At 54.8% G+C, this 22,135-nt stretch carries 12 protein-coding genes; 4 read left to right on the forward strand and 8 right to left on the reverse strand.

Annotated features, from left to right (window positions below; all coding sequences use genetic code 11):
• Window positions 1–223 precede the first annotated feature (223 nt).
• The 5 genes from dhbA to CWC46_RS10835 all read right to left on the reverse strand — a co-directional run bounded on the left by dhbA (window position 224) and on the right by CWC46_RS10835 (window position 7,093).
• On the reverse strand, window positions 224–982 hold the full coding sequence (dhbA, locus tag CWC46_RS10815; protein ID WP_021016569.1) for a 2,3-dihydro-2,3-dihydroxybenzoate dehydrogenase: 759 nt from the start codon (window positions 980–982) through the stop codon (window positions 224–226).
• Entirely contained in the window at window positions 979–1,857 is an 879-nt protein-coding gene (locus CWC46_RS10820; protein ID WP_021016568.1) for an isochorismatase family protein, read from the reverse strand. The genes dhbA and CWC46_RS10820 overlap by 4 nt, the downstream gene beginning before the upstream one ends.
• 17 nt (window positions 1,858–1,874) lie before the next feature.
• On the reverse strand, window positions 1,875–3,488 hold the full coding sequence (locus CWC46_RS10825) for a (2,3-dihydroxybenzoyl)adenylate synthase (protein ID WP_021016567.1): 1,614 nt from the start codon (window positions 3,486–3,488) through the stop codon (window positions 1,875–1,877).
• Window positions 3,485–4,687, reverse strand: a complete 1,203-nt coding sequence (locus CWC46_RS10830) for an isochorismate synthase (RefSeq protein WP_021016566.1) — start codon at window positions 4,685–4,687, stop codon at window positions 3,485–3,487. The genes CWC46_RS10825 and CWC46_RS10830 overlap by 4 nt, the downstream gene beginning before the upstream one ends.
• Window positions 4,688–4,876: 189 nt before the next feature.
• Window positions 4,877–7,093, reverse strand: a complete 2,217-nt coding sequence (locus tag CWC46_RS10835) for a TonB-dependent siderophore receptor (RefSeq protein ID WP_021016565.1) — start codon at window positions 7,091–7,093, stop codon at window positions 4,877–4,879.
• A 315-nt stretch (window positions 7,094–7,408) separates the two neighbouring features.
• Here CWC46_RS10835 and fes point away from each other — a divergent pair, with 315 nt between their 5' ends.
• Genes fes through CWC46_RS10850 form a run of 3 tightly spaced genes read left to right on the forward strand, consistent with a single transcriptional unit; the run spans window position 7,409 to window position 17,603 of the window.
• Entirely contained in the window at window positions 7,409–8,716 is a 1,308-nt protein-coding gene (gene fes, locus CWC46_RS10840) for an enterochelin esterase (protein WP_021016564.1), read from the forward strand.
• A gap of 23 nt (window positions 8,717–8,739) precedes the next feature.
• Entirely contained in the window at window positions 8,740–8,967 is a 228-nt protein-coding gene (locus tag CWC46_RS10845; RefSeq protein WP_021016563.1) for an MbtH family protein, read from the forward strand.
• Between the two features lie 59 nt (window positions 8,968–9,026).
• A complete protein-coding gene (locus CWC46_RS10850; RefSeq protein ID WP_021016562.1) occupies window positions 9,027–17,603 on the forward strand; it encodes a non-ribosomal peptide synthetase in 8,577 nt (2,858 codons plus the stop codon).
• 131 nt (window positions 17,604–17,734) lie between these two features.
• Here the strand turns inward: CWC46_RS10850 and CWC46_RS10855 are convergent, their stop codons facing one another.
• The 3 genes from CWC46_RS10855 to fepD are packed head-to-tail and all read right to left on the reverse strand — an operon-like array spanning window position 17,735 to window position 20,625.
• Window positions 17,735–18,547, reverse strand: a complete 813-nt coding sequence (locus CWC46_RS10855) for an ABC transporter ATP-binding protein (protein ID WP_021016561.1) — start codon at window positions 18,545–18,547, stop codon at window positions 17,735–17,737.
• A gap of 24 nt (window positions 18,548–18,571) precedes the next feature.
• Window positions 18,572–19,606, reverse strand: coding sequence for an iron-enterobactin ABC transporter permease (gene fepG, locus CWC46_RS10860; RefSeq protein WP_021016560.1), 1,035 nt, complete (start codon window positions 19,604–19,606; stop codon window positions 18,572–18,574).
• Between the two features lie 11 nt (window positions 19,607–19,617).
• Window positions 19,618–20,625, reverse strand: coding sequence for a Fe(3+)-siderophore ABC transporter permease (fepD, locus tag CWC46_RS10865; protein WP_237160226.1), 1,008 nt, complete (start codon window positions 20,623–20,625; stop codon window positions 19,618–19,620).
• Window positions 20,626–20,846: 221 nt separating this feature from the next.
• On the opposite strand from fepD, the gene entS reads away from it, so the two are divergent.
• Window positions 20,847–22,124 (forward strand): enterobactin transporter EntS, encoded by a 1,278-nt coding sequence (gene entS / locus CWC46_RS10870; RefSeq protein ID WP_021016558.1) that lies wholly within the window; start codon window positions 20,847–20,849, stop codon window positions 22,122–22,124.
• The last annotated feature ends 11 nt before the right edge of the window (window positions 22,125–22,135 follow it).

Genomic DNA, 22,135 nt, shown 5'->3' on the forward strand with positions numbered 1-22,135 from the left:
GGATGATGCTCGGGGAATAGTAAAATTTTCGGTATATTTCTGATGTCGATAACGAGATTTGACGTTATTTGTCAGTCAATGACCGCCGTCGTGAATATTGAAATACAGCACAATATGTTTTACTGGTTGGAAATCTGTACCTTCCGCATTTGAATACGATGCCCAATATTTAGTGCCTCTGTGGTTATGTCCACCGCCAGCCATGGTGTGCGGTGGTACATGATCAGGCCCCCAGTGTTGCGCCACCATCAATCACCACATCCTGTAATGTGATATGGCCGGCCAGGTCGGATGCCATAAACAGAACCGCGTTGGCGATATCTCGCGGATGGGCAATTTTTCCCAGCGGGATGCCCAGCTTGAACTGTGTGGGGAACCCGGTAATGGTGTCTTGTTCTGACGAGGGGGAGTGCCACAAGCCGCGTTGCATCAGCGTATCTGTCGAGCCTGGAGAGATCAGATTACAACGGACACCATAGGGGGCCAGTTCCAGGCCTACTGTCAGACATAAGCTGCGTAACGCGGCTTTGGAGGCGCAGTATGCCGCCATACCTGCCCGGGGAACATGCGCGGCGTTGGATGAAATGGAAACAATGACCCCGCTACGTTGTTGTTGGAACTGGGGAATGACGGCCTGAAACAGGTTGAACGCACCGCCGGCATTGACCGACAGACACGCCTGCCAGTCCTGCTGGCTGAGTATTTCAGTCGCGCCTATGCGCAGAATGCCGGCCCCATTGATCAAAACATCCAGGCTGGGCGTTCGCATCAGTAACTCGCCACAGCTGTCGGCGACTGCGACAGCATCACTGATATCCAGCACCCTGGGCGTAAAAGGGATATCGTAATCAGGAAACGCCAGATCAAAACCGATAACGTTTGCTCCGGCCTGGGTGAAACGGCAGGCGATTTCATAGCCTATACCACGTCCGGCGCCGGTTACCCATACTTGCTTACCACGAAAATCGATCTGTTGGTTCATGCTTCCTCCCGTTGTAGGGCATTGAGCAGCGACAACCAGTGACTAATGGTGGGTTTTTTCACCAGCGAGATAAAGTCCAGGTCGTGACCAGCCTGTCGCCAACGCGCGACCAACGACATAATGTGCACGGAATCCAACCCGTAATCGAGCAGGTTTTCATCATCGCCAATGTCGGCGCTATCGTCATCCAGTAGTGGCAGTAACTCGGCTCGCAGGCGTGATGGGCTGTAACTCATGGGGGATGGTGTGGTTGCCAGCAACTGATCAGTGGTTATCACACATCCGCAACGACCCGCGGTATAGCGCAGCGCCATCATGTGTTCTTCCCGCGAGAAGTCAGCCAGCGCATCGGCGACCATGAAGGGTTTGATATCTCGCATGAAGGCGTCGTTGGCTGTGGTCAGACAGCCGATATGCGCATACACACCAGATATAATCAGCTGATTACGACCGGCATCACTGAGTTGTTGTTCCAGCGTGGAACGCTGGAACGCACTGTAGCGCCATTTGACGAGTACGGTATCGGTGATTTCCGGCGTCAGGGCCGCAACAATTTTTTGTTGTTCGGGATAGCGGTTAATACCCGGCCCCCACATATCGTTGAGCAAGGCCCGGTCGGCATCGTGCTGATGATTGGGTTGGGCGGTATAAAATACCGGGATACCTTGCTGACGGCAAAAGTGTTTCAGGCGCACGATATTCTGAATCAACTGAGTGGTCAGCGCGCTGTTTTCGCCCCAGAAATTCAGAAAGTAGTCCTGCATATCATGAATCAGCAACGCGGCTCGTTGTGGTTCCAATGGCCAGTTCACTTTGTTGCCAGGCAGTTCACCGGTTGTGGGAAGGGGGTAGTCAGTCAGTTTCTGGATGCTCATGGGTTATTCTCCTGCAATTAAGGTTGAGTGCGCTGCTGTGCGAGCTGGCGCAACCGCTGTTTATCAACTTTGCCTACCGGTGTTTCGGGCAATGACGAGATGTGTTCAAAACGATCCGGCAATTTATAGTCGGCAATACCTTGTTCACGCAGATGGCGACGTAGGGCCACGGGTTTGATGTTTTCGCGGGCGACGATAAAGGCACAGCTTTTTTCACCCATCAATGGATCCGGAATTGCCACCAGCGCGGCGTTTATCACCCCGGGGTGGCGTAACAACAGGTTTTCAATCTCTTCAGCGGCAATTTTTTCTCCACCACGATTAATCTGGTCCTTTTCCCGGCCAACAACCTGCAAGTAACCGTTTTCTGTCTGGATAACCAGATCGCCAGAACGGTAAAATCCTTTTTTATCAAAAACTTGATGATTGTAGTGCGGGCTACGATAGTAACCACAGAAGGTATAAGGGCCGCGGGTCATCAGTCGCCCCACTTGTCCGCATGGTAAGGGATTTCCCTCGGCATCGGCGACCCACACTTCGTCATCCTCACTGATAGGGCGCCCTTGCGTAGTGAACAGATGAGTTTCATCGTCATCTAGCCGGGTATAGTTCACCAGACCTTCCGCCATGCCGAAAACCTGCTGTAACTGGCAGCCGATGCAGGCCGGAATACGTCTGGCCAGCGCTTCACTCAAGCGAGCGCCACCGACTTGCAGTAGCCTGAGACTGTGTAGCGAGGCGTTGCTCCCGCATAGTTCGATGGCTTCCAGCCATAACGTGACGGTTGGCGGCACCAGCGCGGTGACATTAATTTGATGGCGCTCAATGAGTGGAAAACAGCTGGTGGCACTGGGATCACTCGCCATCACCACGCTGCCGCCGGCGAAAAATACGCCCAATGCTCCCGGTGAACTCATCGGATAGTTATGGGCTGCCGGTAAGGCACACAGGTAGCGGGTATGGTGATCAAAATGGCAGATCTCCACGCTGGCACGAATGCTGTAGTAGTAATCGTTGTGCGTACGTGGGATCAGCTTGGGTGTGCCGGTACTCCCGCCGGAAAGCTGGAAAAAGGCGACATCGTCAGCCGACGTAGGGGCGGTTGGCAATATAGGCGTTTCTTCTTGTAGCAATATCGCCAGATCGTCGGGGGAGCCATTATCGCCACGCAGTATAATGTGTTGCAGGGAAGGGTAACGCTGCTGTAATTCCTGAATGAAACTGTCATCGTGAAACAGGCTGTGACTGCGATCGGCGATCAGTAATGCCGGGGTGATCTGTTCGGCATAGGCACACAGTTCGCTGCGCTGATGGTTGAACAGGGCATTCACCGGCACTATGCCAGCGCGTAACAGCGCGAAATAGGTCAGGTAAAATTCGGCGATATTGCCCAATTGTACCAGTGCGGTTTGCCCATGTTGCACCCCGCGGCGCAGAAGCGCGGAAGCCAGACGATTGGCAGATTGGTGTAGCTGGCGATAACTGAACCTCCGTTCACCGCAGATCAGGGCGATAGCATCGTTGTTGGCCTGACGGTCGAGAATATCGCACAGTGGCAAATCGACCCAATATCCACGTTCCCGGTAGCGTTGTTCCCGCTCTGCCGGCCAGCGAGTGAATTCAATACTCATGCCGCACACTCCTCATCCTGCCTCAGGCCAAAGGCGCGCAACATGGTGCTTAATTTGACGCCGGTTTCGTGCCACTCCGCCGTGGGCTGTGAGTCGGGCACAATACCGGCACCAGCAAATAATCTGATGCTGTTCTTATGGACTTCACCGCAGCGGATGGTCACCACCCATTCACCATTACCTTGTGCATCACACCACCCGACAATGCCGCCGAAGCGTTCACGATTAAACGGTTCCAGTTTGTCGATCAGGTTTTTAGCCTGCTGATATGGCGCACCGCATAACGCCGGCGTCGGATGCAACAGGCAGGCGATCGACAGTGCATTCTCCAGTGGGTCACTGACTTCACCGATAATGTGGGTCGCCAGATGCCACAGCACTGGTGTGCTGAGCAGAGAAGGGGTTCCCGGTATCTGTAATGTGCGACAGCGAGGGGCCAGCACGTGCCGCATCTCTCTGATTACCAGGTTGTGCTCGTGACGATCTTTGGCTGAATCCAGCAATGATTGGCGCAGTTGGATATCTTCGCCGGAATCTTCGCTACGGCGGACGGAACCGGCCAAGGGTTGAGAGGTGATGTGATTGCCCTGTTTATGTAACAAGAGTTCCGGGCTGGCTCCTAGCAGCGCGCCCTGAGCCAGCGGCACATGAAAGTTATAACTACCGGGATTCTGTTGATTAAGCTGTAATAACAGGCGGATTGAGTCCAGCGGCTGATCGGTTTCTATCTCCAGCAGGCGGGAAAGTACCACTTTATCCAGTATGCCATTGCGGGTGGCATTAACACCCTCACGGATCATTTGGCAAAAGTCTGCGTTGGCCGGTATTTGACGCAACTGACGGATACGAATGGCCGCTTCTGTTTGTACGCCGGTTGCCAGCGTGTCGCGCGAAAACCAGTGTTGACTCTGTGGCATAAACAGATTGGCTGGCTGCTTTTTATCAAAAGGGATGGCACCGACAATCAGCGGGTTTTCAATACCATCACGGTGTGCCTGGGCGAATAACCGACGAACCTGATGCTGAAAATGGCCGTTGAGCATCGCGCCATCATCAACCGGGTGCGTTAGTGACGCATAACATCCGTGGGTATGCAGACTTTTGTCAGGTGACAGGAAAAGAAAATCGTCATGATGAAGATTGCTGATATCCAGAGACGAGGCGTGAGCAAATAAAGGCTGAGCAGATCGAATAGACACGGTTTGTTCCTTATGTCTGTTAAATGAGCATCGCAGCAGGTGCGATTCGCATTTCTATAGGTAAATGTACCGATTACAGATAAATGAACGACAGTTAGTGCGTGTGACTTGTTCAGGACACGGTGCTGCAACGCTATCCGCGCCTGCCTTTCAGACCGGGGCGTCGTGCCCCGGCGTTATGACTATGGGTTACCAGCTGTAGCTGACGGTGGCGACAATGCTACGACCACTGCCATAGAAACAGGAGGTAGTGCCGCTACAGGACGCGACATAATGTTTATCTGCCAGGTTATTGACGTTGAGCTGTACCGCCGCCCCTTTCAGGTGTGACGACGCTTCGGCCAGATCGTAACGGACCATGGCGTCATACAAGGCATATGAGGGAACCTTGAAACTCTCGGCGTTATCACCATAGCTGGTGCCGATATAACGCACACCGCTGCCAACGGTAACGCCTTTCAACGCACCGTCCAGGAAGCGATAGCTACCCCAGGCTGACGCGGTATGGCGAGGAATTGATGACGGGCTCTTATCGATCTGGTTGGCGGTGTTGCTCTCCTTGGTGACCGCATCAGTATAGGTATATGCCGCCATCAGGCTGATTTCCGGCGTCAGTTGCGTATGTACCTCGGTTTCCACCCCTTTGGATTTCACCTTGCCGATTTGTTCGTTATAACCAAGCACGCTGTTGTAAGAGGTAATGTTTTTCTGGGTGATATCAAACAGTGATACGGTCAGTAGTGTGTTACTGCCTTTGGGCTGGAATTTTATCCCGACTTCTTTTTGTTCGCCGGTCGTGGGCTTGAATGGATCGGAGCCAGGGGCGCCATTGTCCAGGTTGGGTTCAAACGAGGTACTGTAACTGATATAAGGCGAAATGCCGTTGTCAAAGGCATACAGCAGGCCGGTACGGCCGGTAAACTTATGGTCATTCTGCTGGGTTGTGCTGTCAGTTGTGCGATCCAGTGTGCGGACTTCACTCCAGTCATGACGACCAGACAACAGCAGATTCCAGTGGTTCCATTCCAACTGATCTTGCAGGTAGACCCCGACTTGAGTCAGTTTTTTCTTGGTGCTGGTGATGAGATTCAATGCACTGTCATCCACAATGGCAGACCCGCCATAAACAGGATTAGCCCAGTCAAAATCGTACTGACTGCCCCCCAATCGCCAGTACTTATAGTCACGGTTTTGCCATTTATAGTCGAGACCACCAACGGCGGTATGTTTGACTTCACCGGTATCAAACTTTGCTTTTAGCTGGTTATCCGCGCCGAATTCACCGACCTCTGTCTCTTCCCGTTGCTGACGTCGGGATAGTATGGTGCTGGTTTCTGACCCCCCGGTGGTGTAAACGAGATACTTATATTTTTCATTCAACTGGCTGTATCTGACGTTCTGTTGGAAGGAGAATACGTCATTAAAGGAGTGATCGAAGATATACCCTATTGAGGTTTGTTCCCGCTTTGACTGGTTATAGTTCGGATCGCTGACATTCAGATCGTAAGGTACCGTACCGGCACTGTTTCCCAAGACCGTGCCGTAGGCTGGCAGAAAGTTACGGAATCCAGCCTTCGGGTCATCCTGGTAGCTGGTCAGCAGCGTAAAACTGGTATCGGCGTTTGGTAGCCAGGTAATCGCTGGCGCAATCGCTACTCGTTGTTGTTTAGAGTCCTTGACGAATTCATGCTTGGTGCTGGCGATACCGTTCAGACGGTAAAGCAGGGTTTTATCGTCATTCAACGCGCCGCCAAAATCAAACGCCGCCTCGCCCAGATGCTGGTTCCCCGTGCTGAACTCTATTTTATGGATCGCTTCAGCGGTTGGGCGTTTGCTGGTCATGTTGATCATCCCACCGGGATTTACCTGTCCGTAAAGGACTGACGCCGGACCATGCACTAACTCGACACGTTCCAGCAACCAGGGATCAATTTTACCCAGTGCGGCGCCCTGGCCGCTCAGACCATAACTCAGGCCATCAAGAAATTTGGCGGTATAGCGGAAGCCACGGGAGATAACTTCATCATTGCGGTTGGAAGAGCCTCGATAGTTGGTGACGACACCGCTGGAGTAGTTAAAGGCGTCTGCTACCGAGGAAACCGCCTGTGCGTCCATCTGGTCACGGGTTACCACGCTGATGGCCTGTGGTGTTTTCACCAGTGGGGTATTGGTCTTGGTGCCTGAGGCGCTCTCTTTGGCCACGATCCCTTGCAGTGGTGCGGTAACACTTTCTGTGGTGTCAGCGCTGACAACAATGGTGTCGCTGGTGTTTGCTGTATTAGTCGCTGCCTTAGCATGCGCCAGCGGCGTCATGAGCAGAGCAGACGCCAAAACAAGCGGCATGCTGCGATTATCGGCGTGCAAAAACATCATATTTTCTAATGGTTTTTTTGTCGTTTTAAACATGTAGTGATCCCTTCAGAAGACGGCATTGTTTTAAATACATCAGCTGTTTTGAACCATGTCGGTTATGGCATGTGCCGAAAATCCACGTTAACCACCTCACGCGATTAGCGTGTGGTATGAATTTTCAGATTGGTAGCCCGTAAAACACGTTGGTTTCGCACTCTCATGAAAAGAGAGGTCGTTATCTTATTGCAAATGTAAATAATTCTCAATATTATTTGTGTTTGTGTGTCTGGCTATGTGTTTTTATATAAATCATTAGTTTTGTTAACTAAGTGTAAGCAAATTGAAGAGGCCATAACCTGGGAGGTTTACATGTCGGAAACGCAGTCGTCGGGTTGCGCAGCAGAACTCATTTCATCGCCGACGGCGGGGGAGGAAAACTGGTGGCGTGGTATCGCCAGTATGGGGACGCCGTTAGTGGAATCATTGGATGGGAAACGAGTGCGAGTGACGTTCTTCTGGCGCGATCCTGCCGGAGATGAGCGGCAGTCCGCCATTCAGCAGGTTTACATTGATGTCAACGGTGTTACCGATCACCACAGTTTTCAGCCGCAAAGTTTGCAGCGTCTGGCCGGAACGGATGTCTGGCATTGGTCACTGGATATTGAAGATGATTGGCGAGGAAGTTACAGCCTGATTCCGGTTACCGGGAAGCAATTGCCGCCGGCGTTTAGCGGTGATCGTCAACAACGTTGCCAGCAACAACGTGAGTGGTGGTGCTCATTGTTTCCGCATGCCATTGCCGATCCGCTTAATCCACTACAACCACATCTCACACATCGGGGGGAATCTCTTTCTGCGGCTCATATGCCGTATGCCCCGCCTCAACAGGCATGGCTGGCATTGGATCAGGGGCAGGCAACCGCGCCGGACAGTCGGCGGTTGCAGATTTTCCAATGGGAAAGCCTGCAACTGCGTAATCAGCGACGTATCTGGCTATATAGCACGGGTAATACTGCACTACCAACGCAGCGCCCACTGATCATTGTGTTGGATGGACAGAACTGGGCCGAGGAAATACCACTGTACTCCGCGCTGGAGATAGAAACGGTCAGCGGCCAGTTACCGCCGGCCGTTTGGTTATTCATTGATGTGATTGACATGGATTGTCGTGAGCGGGAGCTGACGTGCAACGCAAATTTCTGGCAGGCCGTGCAGACCGAGCTGCTGCCGTTGGCGGCACAGCACACCTCTTTTAGCGATGATCCACAGCGAACCGTGGTAGCCGGCCAAAGTTATGGTGGACTGGCGGCGTTGTATGCCGGTTTGCACTGGCCACACCGGTTTGGTCGGGTGTTGACCCAATCCGGTTCGTTCTGGTGGCCGAATCTGAAGTTCATCACTCAGTTTAACGCGTGCGACAGCCATGAGCCCGGTTGGCTGGTGGAACAGGTACGACAAGGTGTCGGCACACAAACGCCACTGACCATCTTTCAGGAAGCGGGTGATCGTGAACAAGATATTGATTTTGTCAATCAGCAGATGAACCAGGCGCTGGTCGCCGCCGGACATCGGGTGAATTACCGCGTCTACGCCGGTGGTCATGATGCGCTCTGCTGGCGCGGTGGCCTGATTGATGGCACTCGCTGGTTGCTGGCTGATGTGGCCGGATACGAATGAAACCAACAGATGAGGTGATATGAATGCATCAGGAACAGCAAAACCCGTTTGATGATGACAGCCTGGTCTTTTCAGTGCTGATGAATGAACGTCGGCAATACAGCCTGTGGCCGGTGTTCGCGGCATTACCCACGGGGTGGGAAAGGGTATTCGGACCACAATCGCGGGCGTCTTGCATTGAGTACATCGAAAATCACTGGCTCGACATGCGACCGGCTGACCTGAAAACCATATCGGTGACTGAACGCTGAGAGCGCGAATTATCAGCCGGTATTGCAATATTTCCCCGTTGCGAAGTAAGGAAAACAACGTGTCTGAAACAATGTTAACGCCTGATGTTCAGGCGGAATATCTGGAACTGCCCCTGATTGCCGCCCAGCCTGGAATCTGGATTGCTGATCAAATCGCCAGCCAACGTAATACGTTTACTGTGGCACATGCTGTTGAATTGTGCGGGAGTCTGGATCGTCGCTGTCTTGATGCCGCCATCCGTCAGGGATTGGCGGAGGCGGATACGGTTCATGCCTGTTTTTATCTGGACGATGAGGGTACGCCGTTACAACGCATTCCCCGGCGATGGACGCCGCAGCAGGTTATCGCCCCGGAATGGCTGGACTTGAGTCAGGAGGCGGAAGGAGAATCCGCCGCACGTGCGCTGATGGCTGACGACCTCGCCGCTGAACTGTCGGCTGATGGGCAGCGTCCGTTATATCGTCAGGTCGTGATACGCGTTTCAGACTATCCTGAACGCTGGTTTTGGTATCAGCGCTTCCATCATCTGCAATTGGATGGTTTCGCTTTTGATGCGCTGACCCGACGTATTGTGGATATCTATAATGCGCTGTGTCGCGGACGACAACCCGCCGACACGCCATTTGTCCCATTCGTGCGGGTGGTAGAGGAATATCAGCACTGGCAGAACACACCGGCTTATCAATGCGCCGCTGCATTCTGGCAGCAACATGCCAGTGACTTAGCCACGCCCGTCTCGCTGGCGACAGAAGTATGTCATCCGGTGCCTGAAGGAACCCGCACGCTACATCAACATTTGTCAGTCGATGCGTCACTGTTTGATGCACTGAAATGCGATACGCGGTTACAACAGGTACAGCCAACGGACATCGTGATGGCGGCGTTATATGTCTACCTCTACCGAATGAGCGGTGAATCACGTTTGTCGGTGGGTTTCCCATTTATGCGGCGCATGGGGTCGGAGGCGTTATGCGCCACGGGTCCAGTGGTTAACGTATTGCCGCTGCAATTGACTCTGCAACCGGATATGACGCTGATCGACGTTACACTGGCATTGGTGCGTGAGATCAAGGCAGTACGTCGCCATCAACGTTATGAGGCGGAACAACTGCGGCGTGACCTTGGTCTGGTGGGCAGCAGCCAAGGATTGTATGGCCCGGTTATCAATTTCAAGATCTATAACACTGAACTGAGACTGAATGGGGTGCCTGCCGTCACTCATACACTAGCGATGGGGCCGATCGACGATCTGGAATTTGAGCTCGGTTTCCATGACGGCACACTTCATCTGGAGCTGGTGGCCAATCCGACACGTTATGATCGGCAAACGCTGCAATGGCATGCCGAGCGTATCGATTACCTGCTGCATCAATTGGTGCAGCAACCACAACAGGCGATTGGTCTACTGTCATTGATCAACGACGCTGAGCGACAGCGTGTTGCTGGTTGGGGCAGCGGTCCACTCCTGAGTATGCCTTCCGGCGTGGAATCCGTACTGGATATGTTTTTACAGCAGGTAGTAAAACAGCCGGATGCGGTAGCGTTGATCTGTGGCGATGAGCGGCTCAGCTACCAGGAGTTGTCGGCCAGAGTAATGCGGCTGGCGAGGGTATTGATAGATCAGGGCGTGGGATCTGAGGATGTGGTGGCGATCGGTATTCCTCGCTCGGTGGATTCGCTGGTGGCTATTTTCGGTGTACTGGCCAGCGGTGCCGCCTATATGCCGTTGGATCTGGATTATCCACGAGAACGTCTGATGCTGATGTGCGAGGATGCCAGACCGGTGCTGCTGCTGACGTATCGAGCGGTTGCGCCGCAACTGCCGGAACTGTCGCAGAGGTTATATCTGGATGATGCTGTGGTACGGGCTGCATGTGATGCCATGTCGCCGTTACCGGTGAGCAATGCCGAACGTCGTGAAACTCTGCGCAGCGAACATCTGGCCTACATGATCTATACCTCTGGTTCAACCGGACGGCCGAAAGGGGTGATGAGCACTCACGGTGGGTTGCTAAACCTGCTGCTTTCCCATGCCACCTTGCTGTTTGGTCCGGCGATTGAAAAATTTTCTCGGCAACATGGTCGTCGTATGCGCGCCGGTCATAGCGCGTCATTCTCGTTTGACTCGTCATGGGAACCGCTGTTTTGCCTGATGCTGGGCAGTGAACTGTGTATTTTCGATGAAGAGTTACGTCGTGATGCCTGGGCGCTGGTGCAGCACATGAAGCAGATGCCCATCGATTTGCTGGATATCACGCCCTCATTTTTATCACAGTTGATCGACAGCGGTTTGCTGGAACCTGACAACCACCAACCGGCCTTCATTATGATTGGCGGGGAAGCGGCCACACCACGGCTGTGGCAACTTATGCAGCAGCACCCGGAAATCGATATTCACAACTACTACGGGCCGTCGGAATATACCATCGACACATTGGGCGCCAGCATTGGGGTGGCGGATCAACCGGTAATCGGTCGACCGGTCGCCAATACTGAGGTCTGGTTACTGGATCATCGTTTACAGCCGGTACCACCGGGTGTGGCGGGAGAGCTGTACATCGCCGGCGCGGGGATCGCGCGGGGTTATCTGCGCCGTCCAGATCTGACAGCTGCTCGCTTTGTGGCCAATCCGTTCCGCTGCGGCGAGGTAATGTACCGTACCGGTGATCTGATGCGCTGGCGTAGCGATGGTCAGTTGGCATTTATCGGGCGGGTGGATCACCAGATTAAAGTTCGTGGTTTCCGGGTTGAGCTGGGCGAAGTGGAAAATGCGCTGGTTGCGTTACCGCAGGTCAGTACCGCGGTAGTTATTGCGGAATCGATAGGCGTCACACATCGATTGATTGGTTATTGTTCGGTGCCGGATGATGCTTTGCGTGCAATGGCGGATATTTCCGGCGGTCTGCTGGCGCAACTGGCGACGCAATTACCCGAGTATATGCTGCCGTCCGTACTGGTGGTGATGGAGACGTTACCGCTGACCGTCAACGGGAAAATCGACCGTCAGGCGTTGCCTCGGCCACAGCCGGTTGCTCTGACGCAGGGGCGTGAGGCGAAAAATGAGCAGGAAGCCCTGCTTTGCCAGTCGATTGCCGCATTGCTGGGGCTGGAACGTATGGGAGCCGATGATGATTTCTTCGCCTTGGGCGGCGACAGTATTTCCGCTATGGGGTTGGGAACGTTATTGCGTCGGGCCGGCTGGCAGTTACGTCCACGGGAAATCTTTGCTCAGCGAACGCCGGCACGAATGGTATTGGCGATGCAGCCGGTTGATACGGGGAATACCTTGCCGTCGGTGCTGCAACAGGGCGCCATTGACGGACTGCCGATTTTGCACTGGTTTGCGCAACAACAGGGAATCGATTGTTGTTTCGCACACGGTGTATTTTTACAGGTGCCGGCCGGGTTACAGCTAACGCATGTCGAGCAGGCGCTGGCCGCACTGACTACAGCACATCCGGCATTGGCGGCGTTTACTCGCGACAATCGGCTGATTGTTGGTGAAACACCCCCGATTGAGGTCACGGCACGTGGTTGTGTATGGACAGTAACCGATGATCTGGCCTCCAGCGCGGAACTGGCGTTTGAAGCAGTCATCGAACAACTGGATTCTGCCGCCGGTCGGATGGTTCAGGCGGCGCTGCTGCAAGACGAACACCAGTCTTGCGGGTTGGTGTTGGTGATTCATCATCTGGTGGTGGATGGCGTATCGTGGCGGGTACTGTTGCCCGAATTACAACAGGCAGCAAATGCCGCAATGGCCGGGCAGACTATTACGCTGGCGGCGGAAGAGTACTCCCTGCATGATTGGTCAGCATATCTACAGGCGGATATGCCACGGCGGCGAGCTGAACTGCCATTCTGGCAGTCGATGCTGCAAGACGCGGTGCCGAGGCTGGGACACCGGGAGCTGGATCGTGAATACGATCGTCAGCACACACAGTGTGAAAAACGTCTTTTGCTGGGAACGGCGCAAACTGCGGCGTTGCTGGGGGTGCTGCCCCGCTACTATCGGGCCAGTGTCGAAGAAGTGCTGCTGTGTACATTGAGCATGGCATGCGCTCGGCGATATACAGTTTCCCAACTGCGTTTCACGCTGGAATCTCATGGGCGTATCGACGCCGGGCATGGTGTGGATCTGGCGCGTACGGTCGGCTGGCTGACGGCAGAATATCCGGTGCAGATTGGCTGGGCTGCCGTGGGTGATGATCTACCCTGGCAGGCTATCCGGGCGGTAAAGCGTGTTCTGCGGGCGGTGCCGGATCGCGGTATTGGCTACGGCGTGCTGCGTTATCTGGATACCGACAACGAAAATGTGCTGGCTACACTGGAGCAACAGTATGCGCCGGAAATCCTCTTCAATTACCTGGGGCGCTTTGCTGCCGGGGAGGGCGAATGGACGCCCCAGCGCACGCCACACCATTTCCGTGATGCGTTCGCGGTGGCGCAAGACCGTCAGATGCGTCTGGGCCATGCGCTGGAAGTGAATATTTTTGTTGATGAGCACCCGGCAGATTCCCGTCTGGCGATTAACTGGGGGTGGGCCGAAAGCCTGTTTACCGAACACGATATTGATGAACTGCATCGGGCAATGGCTCAGGCGGTGAATACGCTGCTGGCGTTCGCTCAACAGGATCCCCTGCGGGCGGCTGACACACTGGTTGCTGCGGACGTTGCTCTGCCGAGAGTAACGGACGACGATTTAGCCCAATTGACACGAACGTATGGACCATTGGCTGATGTGTTGCCCGTTCTGCCGCTACAACTCGGATTACTGTTTCATGCCCAGGTGTCTGAAACGGCGGGGAGTTATAATTCGCTAACCCGTCTGTCATTAAGCGGCTCGCTGCCGGCGGCGCATCTCCGTCGTGCGCTGGAAGCGGTGGTGCGCCATCACCCTCAGTTGGCGGCCCGTTTCGATACTGAACAGACGTTGACACCGTTACAGTTATTACCGTTACTGCGTGATGACACGGCTTATTGGTCGTTAGATGTGCAGTCGTTGCCGGCACTGGACATACAGAACGAGGCGGCAGCGTTGCTGGCGCTGGAAAAAGTGGAGCTGGCACGGGATCTGTTTCATCAACCGGGCGCCATGCTTCATGCACTGCTGGTTCAGCATGCCGACGAACCACGTTATACGCTGTTTCTTACCGCCCACCATCTGGTGGTGGATGGCTGGTCGACACCGGTATTGTTGCGCGATCTGTTCACCGTATTACACCATGGCGAAGCCGCGCTGGATGCGCATCGTGTCAGTTATCCTGACGTTATTCGTCAACTGGTGGCACGAGATCGTGCTATTTCCCGTCAGCACTGGCAGCGCGTTTTGCAAGGTGTCCGTCCGACCCTGCTATTTGGCGAGGCGTCGCCTACCAGTGAGGTCAGTGAACTGGAACTGTTGCTGGAACCCGCGCTCGAACAGGGGTTGGTAAGTTGTTGCCGGCAGCATGGGCTAACGCTCAATACCTTGATGCAGGGTATCTGGGGTGTGTTATTGAGTGCCTACAGCGGATTTGATGATGTCATTTTCGGCTCTCCGGTGTCGGGGCGCTTCGGTCAGATCGACGGTCTGGAGCAGCATGTCGGGTTATTCAGTAATACGCTGCCGGTACGAGTGCAACTGGATGTGCAACAATCGCTATTAAGCCAGCTATCCGGTTTGCAGGCTCAGCAAATTCAACTGATTGAGCATGATGATCTGGGGCTGGGAGAGATTCAGCAATTGGCTGGCAGCGGCACACTTTTTGATACCCTGTTGGTGGTGGAAAACTACCCCGATCACGGTGTACCCGGTGAAGGTGTAATGGGGGTGCGTTGTGACGGTATCCACAACCGTGGTTACACCCATTATCCGTTGACTCTGCTGGTATTACCCGGCGAACGCTTGCGTCTGCTAATGGAGTATCGGGCGAATGTACCGCAGCCCCGTCGTTTGGCGCAGCGTTTGTTGATGTTGCTGGAGCAACTGGTTAAGCGACCAGAAGTACCGCTTGGTGAATGGGTGCTACAGACTTCGGACGAGCAAGCGCTGCTGGCCGTCGTCAATCAGACCGATCATTTCGTTCCCGCAGGAACCCTGCATCAGGCAGTGGCCGAACAGGCGTACCGCACACCGGAACGTGTGGCGTTGGTAGATGGAGAACATCAACTGACTTACCGTCAGATGCGGATACAAACCCGTTTGCTATTGGATCGATTGATAAACGCCGGGGTGCGACCGGGAGACATCGTGGCGGTGGCGTTGCCGCGTTCAGTGCGGCTCAGTTTGGCGCTGATGGCGATTCTGGAAGCCGGTGCCGCCTGGTTGCCGCTGGATACGGGCTACCCTGATGATCGCCTGGAGTTAATGGTGAACGACGCCCAACCCCGGCTGATTATTACAGAAAGTCACTTACAGTCGCGTTTTGCGCCACTCGCCATGACACTGCTGTTGGATCGGCTGGCGGCGGCTGAGGTGGAACTGCCGCCGGTATCATCGGTGGTGGCGGTAGACCCGCGACAGGCCGCCTATGTGATTTATACCTCTGGTTCAACCGGGCGTCCCAAAGGTGTGGTGGTTAGCCATCAGGCGATCGTTAATCGTTTGTGGTGGATGCAGGATTGTTATGCGCTCACTGACGATGATGTGGTATTGCAGAAAACGCCGTGCAGCTTTGACGTATCGGTGTGGGAATTCTTCTGGCCGTTGATGACCGGCGCACGTCTGGTCATGGCGCCGCCGGAAGCGCATCGCGATCCGGATGCGCTGCGGCAACTGATTGCCGATTATGCCGTCACTACCCTGCATTTTGTGCCGTCAATGCTGGCCGCCTGGGTCGGCGCGCTGGAAATGCGCCAGCGTCAGGACGTTGGATGCGATAGCTTGAGACGCGTATTTTGTAGCGGCGAAGCGCTGTCGCGAGATCTGGCCGAAAGTTATCAGGCGCTGGTTGCCGCGCCGTTGCATAACCTGTATGGCCCGACGGAAGCCGCTGTGGACGTTACATATCAGCCTGCGTCGGGTGACGCGCTGGCACGGTGTTATGCGCCAGGCGTTCCGATCGGGAAACCAGTATGGAATACCCGGTTATATATACTGGATCGCTATCTGCGCCCGGTTCCTGTTGGTGTCGCGGGTGATCTCTATCTGTGTGGTGTGCAACTGGCGGAAGGCTATTGGCGACGTCCAGATCTGACGGCGAGCCGTTTTATCGCCGATCCTTTTGCGTCAGGCGAACGGATGTATCGCACGGGTGATATCGCCCGCTGGCTGGAAGACGGCGCGGTGGAATATCTTGGCCGTAGTGACGATCAGCTAAAAATCCGTGGACAACGCATTGAGCTGGGTGAAATCGAGCAGCAACTGCTGGCACAGCCCGGTATCGCACAGGCGGTGGTGTGCGCCCGGGAACTGGGGGAACACGGAAATCGCTTGCGTGGCGCGGATGCCCGCCAACTGGTGGCCTGGGTGATCCCGCAGGAAGGAACCTCTCTGGATGCTGATGCATTACATCAGGCGCTGGCGCGGCAATTACCTGCCCACATGCTGCCGGTCAGCTATGTACAAATGGACAATTTCCCGCTTAGCGCTAATGGCAAGCTGGATCGCAACGCATTGCCGGCACCCGCCGCGCCGCAGAATAGCGGACGTTTACCCAGATCGGACGGCGAACGTTTACTGGCGACGCTATTCGCCGATGCACTAGAACGCGAAACCGTCTTCGCTGACGATGATTTCTTTGTTTTGGGCGGTCATTCATTGTTGGCAATGCGTCTGGCGGCGGACATCCGTCGTCGTCTGAACCGGTCATTATCCGTCGGGCAGATCATGGTGGCACGTAGCGTTGAAAATATCGCTGCACTGCTGGACGGCACGACGGATGCCGATTCAGCGGAAAACCGGGGGATGGGGGACATTCTGCCACTGCGCACGGGTCGGGGTCCGACACTATTCTGTCTGCATCCGGCATCGGGTTTTGCCTGGCAATACACGGGGCTGCTGCGTTATCTGAGCGGACGTTACCCGCTGGTCGGCTTACAGTCGCCACGACCACAAGGTGGGATTGCCGATTGTGATTCGCTGGAGGAGATGTGCGAACGCTATCTGGTCACCATTCGTCACATTCAGCCGCAGGGGCCGTATTTTCTGTTGGGGTATTCGCTGGGCGGTACGCTCGCTCACGGCATCGCCGCACGCTTGACACAGGTTGGTGAACGGGTGGCTTTTTTGGGGCTACTGGATACCTATCCGGTGGAAGGACAGGACTGGAGCGGGCCGAGTGAAGAGGACGCGCGTCATGAAGTGATGCGTGAACAGGCGGCGTTTATGGCGGCGGCGGAAGAGGAACCCGATCCGCAACTGCGTGCTGAAAAGGCTACCATGCTCAACAGCATAGTGGCGAATTATCAGGATGCAGTGCGTCTGCTTTCGCAGGCCGTCACTCCGGATTATCACGGTGAAGTAACCCTGTTTGTGGCGACGCACACGTTGCCTGCGGGAATGGATATTCAGTCAACCTGGGCACCGTATGTGAGTTCTCTGGCGCTATATCCGCAGCCTTGTGAGCATGCTGATATCCTCTCCCCGGCATCGCTGGAGCGTCTGGGGCCGTTGCTGAATCGGTTGTTGGCGGAATATTCGGAACTGGCATAGTGGTGCTGACAATGGCCGGGTCGCGGGGGAACCCGTTTCCCGGCCATTGTTATAGCCAGCGTTAAACCATTTTCTCGGGCCGTGGTGAGCGTTGTTCCGTGGTAACCCTCGAGCAAGAAAAACGGGAAGGTTTAGTCTGGCTGACTGCCGGGCGCGAAGTGATAGCGCCCGCATGGAACGATAAGCGGTGTGTGAGATACCGGGTCGTCAATGATGATACAGGACATGCCAAACACCTCTTTTACCAACTCCGCGTTAATGATATCGGTCGGTTTTCCTTGGGCGATTACGCGTCCGGCGTGCATCACGATCAGATGGTCGGCATAACGACAGGCCTGATTTAGATCATGCAGTACGGCGATCAGTGTTCGTCCATGCTGTTGATTCAGCTCGCGGAACAAGTCCAGCAAGTCAATCTGGTGTGTGATATCCAGCCAGGTCGTTGGTTCATCCAGCAGTAGCAGCGGTGTCTGCTGCGCCAGTACCATGGCGACCCACACTCGCTGGCGCTGCCCGCCGGATAATTCATCCACGTTGCGCTCGGCCAGCGCACTCACATTTGTCGCTATCATCGCCTGTTCAACCGCTTCCCTATCGGCTTGACTCCATTGCCGGAGTAGACTCTGATGCGGATATCGACCACGAGCAACCAGATCAGTCACGGTAATGTTGTCTGGAACGATAGTGTGTTGCGGTAATAAACCAAGCTGACGTGCCAGCGTTTTGGTGGGGATCTGATGAATATTTTTCCCATCCAGCAACACTTCCCCTGCCTGTGGTTTTAACAGTCGGCACAGTGCACGCAGCAGGGTCGATTTACCGCAGGCGTTGGGACCGATGATGACGCTGAACAGATTTTGTGGAATGGTAACGCTCAGGTCATTCGCAATGATTTTATTGTCATACCCAAGTGTCAGGTTTGAAGCATACAAGAGAGGCGGCATTGATGTTCTACTCTTCATTGACGGTTAATGGCGTGATTCACGAATCAGCAGCCAGATCAGATAAATACCACCGATGCTGACGGTGACGGCCCCAACGGGTAGCTGCATATTGGTAAAAGCATGCTGGGCCACGATATCCGCGCTCAGCAGCAAAATGGCGCCAATCATCGCCGCCGAGAATAGGGGGATCGAACTGGCGCGGGTCAAGCGGCGTGCAATCTGTGGTGAGGCAAGTGCAATAAACGAAATGGGCCCGGCGGTGGCGGTCACTACGGCAGTCAGAATAATGCCAGACAACATCAGGCACAGGCGACTGGCTTCGGCATTGACACCCAGCGCACGTGCGCTGTCATCACCCATTTCCAGTAGTTGAAGGCGTTTTGCCATCAGCAATGCCGCGATGGTTGCCAGCGGTACCAACAGTAGTGCGGGCTGGCTTTTAGTCCAGGTGATGCCATTCAGTGTCCCGGCGCCCCATAGTGCAGCGGTCATTGCATGTTCCAATGAGCCGGTAATGATCAGCCAGGTGTTGAATGCGGTCAGAATGGCACCGATGGCAATGCCGACAATAATGAGTCGAAAACCGACGATGCCATCGCGCCAGGCCAGCAAATAAACCAGTACCGCCGTAATCATGCCGCCCAGTACCGCGCCGCCAGAGATCTGATAGTAGCTGCCATTGAGCAGGATAATGGTCGTCAGTGCGCCGGTATAGGCACCGGTGCTAAAGCCGACCACGTCAGGACTTCCCAGCGGGTTACGAATGATCGACTGAAAAATGCCGCCACTGATGCCCAACCCTGCGCCTAACAGCAGCGCCATCACGGCGCGCGGTGCTCGCCACTGAGTAATCACGGTGATGATTCCTGGCTCACCCTGACCGGCGAAGGCTCGCCAGACCTGTAGAGGCGACAGTTGCAACGTGCCGTAGCTGATAGCCACTGTCATCAGCAGCAGGCTTAACAGAATCAGCAGGCTGTTAATTAATAAAACACGTTTGGATAGGCGTCCGCAGATTATGTCCCGGGGCGTGCTAAAATACAGCGCTTTAGCAATCATGTCGTGTCTCCTCAGGCTTTACGCCGCCGTACCAGCCAGATCAGCACGGGGGCACCAATAAAGGCAGTAATGATTGAAACCCGCAGCTCCCCCGGCACCAACAGGCGACCAACAATATCGGCGCTCAGCAGCAGGATAGGGGCGAACAGGAATGAGTAGAGCAGGATCCAGCGCTGATCCGGCCCAGCCCACCAGCGTGCGATATGGGGAATCATCAGCCCGACAAATCCGATAGGGCCGACCAACGCCGTGGCTGAACCACACAGCAACATGATGGCGATGATGGAAACCAGCCGCACCAGAATCACTCGGGTGCCTAATGAGGCGGCGAGATCTTCACCCATGCCGAGGGTGTTTAGTGACCGGGCCGCTATCAGTGCCAGTATGCTGCCGAGCAAAATGGCGGGAGTGACCAGCGCGATGTTGTGCATGGAGCGGATATCCAGCGTGCCAGCCTCCCATAAGCGGAGTTGATCAAACGCTTCGGGATTGAGCAGAGAAATAGATGATGTAATGCCCATCAATACGGCACTTAGCGCCACGCCGGCCAGTGTCAAACGTACCGGGTTGACACGACCTCCACTCAGCGTCCCGATAACCCACACCATCAGACTGGTGACAAACACGCCTGCCCAGGCAAAACCCAGCCATGACCCCATGCTGTTAATGCCAAACACGGTAATACCGATCACAATGGCAAAACTCGCCCCGGCATTCACACCGAGGATACCGGGATCGGCCAGCGGGTTGCGGGTCAGCGCCTGAATCACGGCGCCAGCGCCGCCCAGCGCTATCCCGACGATAATACCGGCAAGAGTGCGAGGTAGCCGAGCAGCAAGAATAATCGTGCTGTCTGCGTTGGTTATCTGACCCGTCAGACTTGACCAGACCACATCCAGTGGAATGGATTTGGCACCCAGTATCAGGCTGGCGGCCACCACAACGACAATAATCAGTAAACACATCCCTACGCCGTATTGGCGTCGTGTATGAACACGACAATATGAACGGGGGGGCATCGCGACAGCGTCATGATGCGTCTGATGAAGTGGCATTCCCAATGACATTTCCTCTACTAAAGAAATCTATATGATTATTATTATCATTAACGTTATTGAGAAGCTATGGTAGCATGAGTTCTTCATCAAATACATTGACATAAACCTCGTGTTGAGCTGCCTGTCCGCTTCTGACAGAGGGTATGGTCAATGAATAACCTTCAACTTTCGTTTGGGTAATCATGGCTAAATCGTCCATTCTGCTGGATTTCAGCTTGCTGAAAAACAATGCGCCATTTCGCGCGATCTTTGTCGCCCGTATGTTGTCAGTATTTGCGCTGGGTATGCTGGCAGTCGGCGTACCGGTACAAATTCAGGCCATGACCGGGTCAACGCTCCAGGTTGGTATGGCGGTAGCGCTGGATGGCGTGGGCATGTTTATCGGTCTGATGCTGGGTGGCGTGCTGGCCGATCGCTTTGATCGCCGTAAGCTGATTCTGTTTGCACGTGGTACTTGTGGGCTGGGGTTTGTGGCTCTGAGCATGAATGCTTTTTCTGATTCACCGTCATTGTTGGCGCTCTATGTGCTGGCCGCCTGGGATGGTTTCTTTGGTGCGTTGGGTATGACGGCGCTAATGGCGGTTATTCCGCTGCTGGTCGGTCGTGAAAACCTCGCTGCCGCAGGGGCGCTGAGTATGCTGACGGTGCGTCTTGGCGCTATTCTCTCCCCGGCACTGGGCGGGGTGATTATCGTTGCGGGTGGCGTGGGCTGGAATTTCGCCATTGCCGCAATAGGAACCTTGGCCACATTGATTCCGTTGGTGCGTTTACCGCCCTTGCAACCGGGAGCACGCGAGCCAGAGCATCCGCTACGGGCTCTGGTCAGTGGCGTGCAGTTTGTCTGTACTAATAAAGTGGTCGGTTGTGTGGTGTTAATTGGCATGCTGGTGAGCATTGTGGGTGCCATGCGTATCCTTTTCCCGGTACTGGCCAATGACGTTTACCACGCCGGCCCTTCTGCGGTTGGCCTGATGTATTCCGCTGTCCCGCTGGGGGCGATGCTGGGAGCCTTTACCAGCGGTTGGGTATCGCATGTGACACGGCCGGGCTGGATACTACTGGGTAGTGCTACAGGCGCTTTTTTGGCGGTGACGTCGCTGGGGCTGGTTGGGCATATCCTTCCCGCATTAATGGCACTGGTCTGCTATGGCTATCTGAATGCCATCGCTTCTCTGCTGCAATTTACGCTGATACAGAGCCATACGCCGGATCACTTGCTGGGGCGGGTGAACAGTCTGGGTACCGCGCAGGATGTGAGCGGGGATTCTCTGGGAGCATTGGGACTGGGGATGATGGGACGGTTACTCACGCCGACACTGAGTGTTTTATCATTTGGCGCCGCTGCCGCTCTGTTAGGGGGATTGCTGGCCATCTGTGTGCGTCCGTTACGTCACTGTACCTTCAGTAATGCACAAGAGAATGAACCAGAGGAACAAGCCGGTGAGGTACCCGCCCGTTAATCCTGGGTGGC

The sequence above is a fragment of the Prodigiosinella confusarubida genome, assembly GCF_002847015.1.
Classification (GTDB): Bacteria; Pseudomonadota; Gammaproteobacteria; order Enterobacterales; family Enterobacteriaceae; genus Prodigiosinella; species Prodigiosinella aquatilis.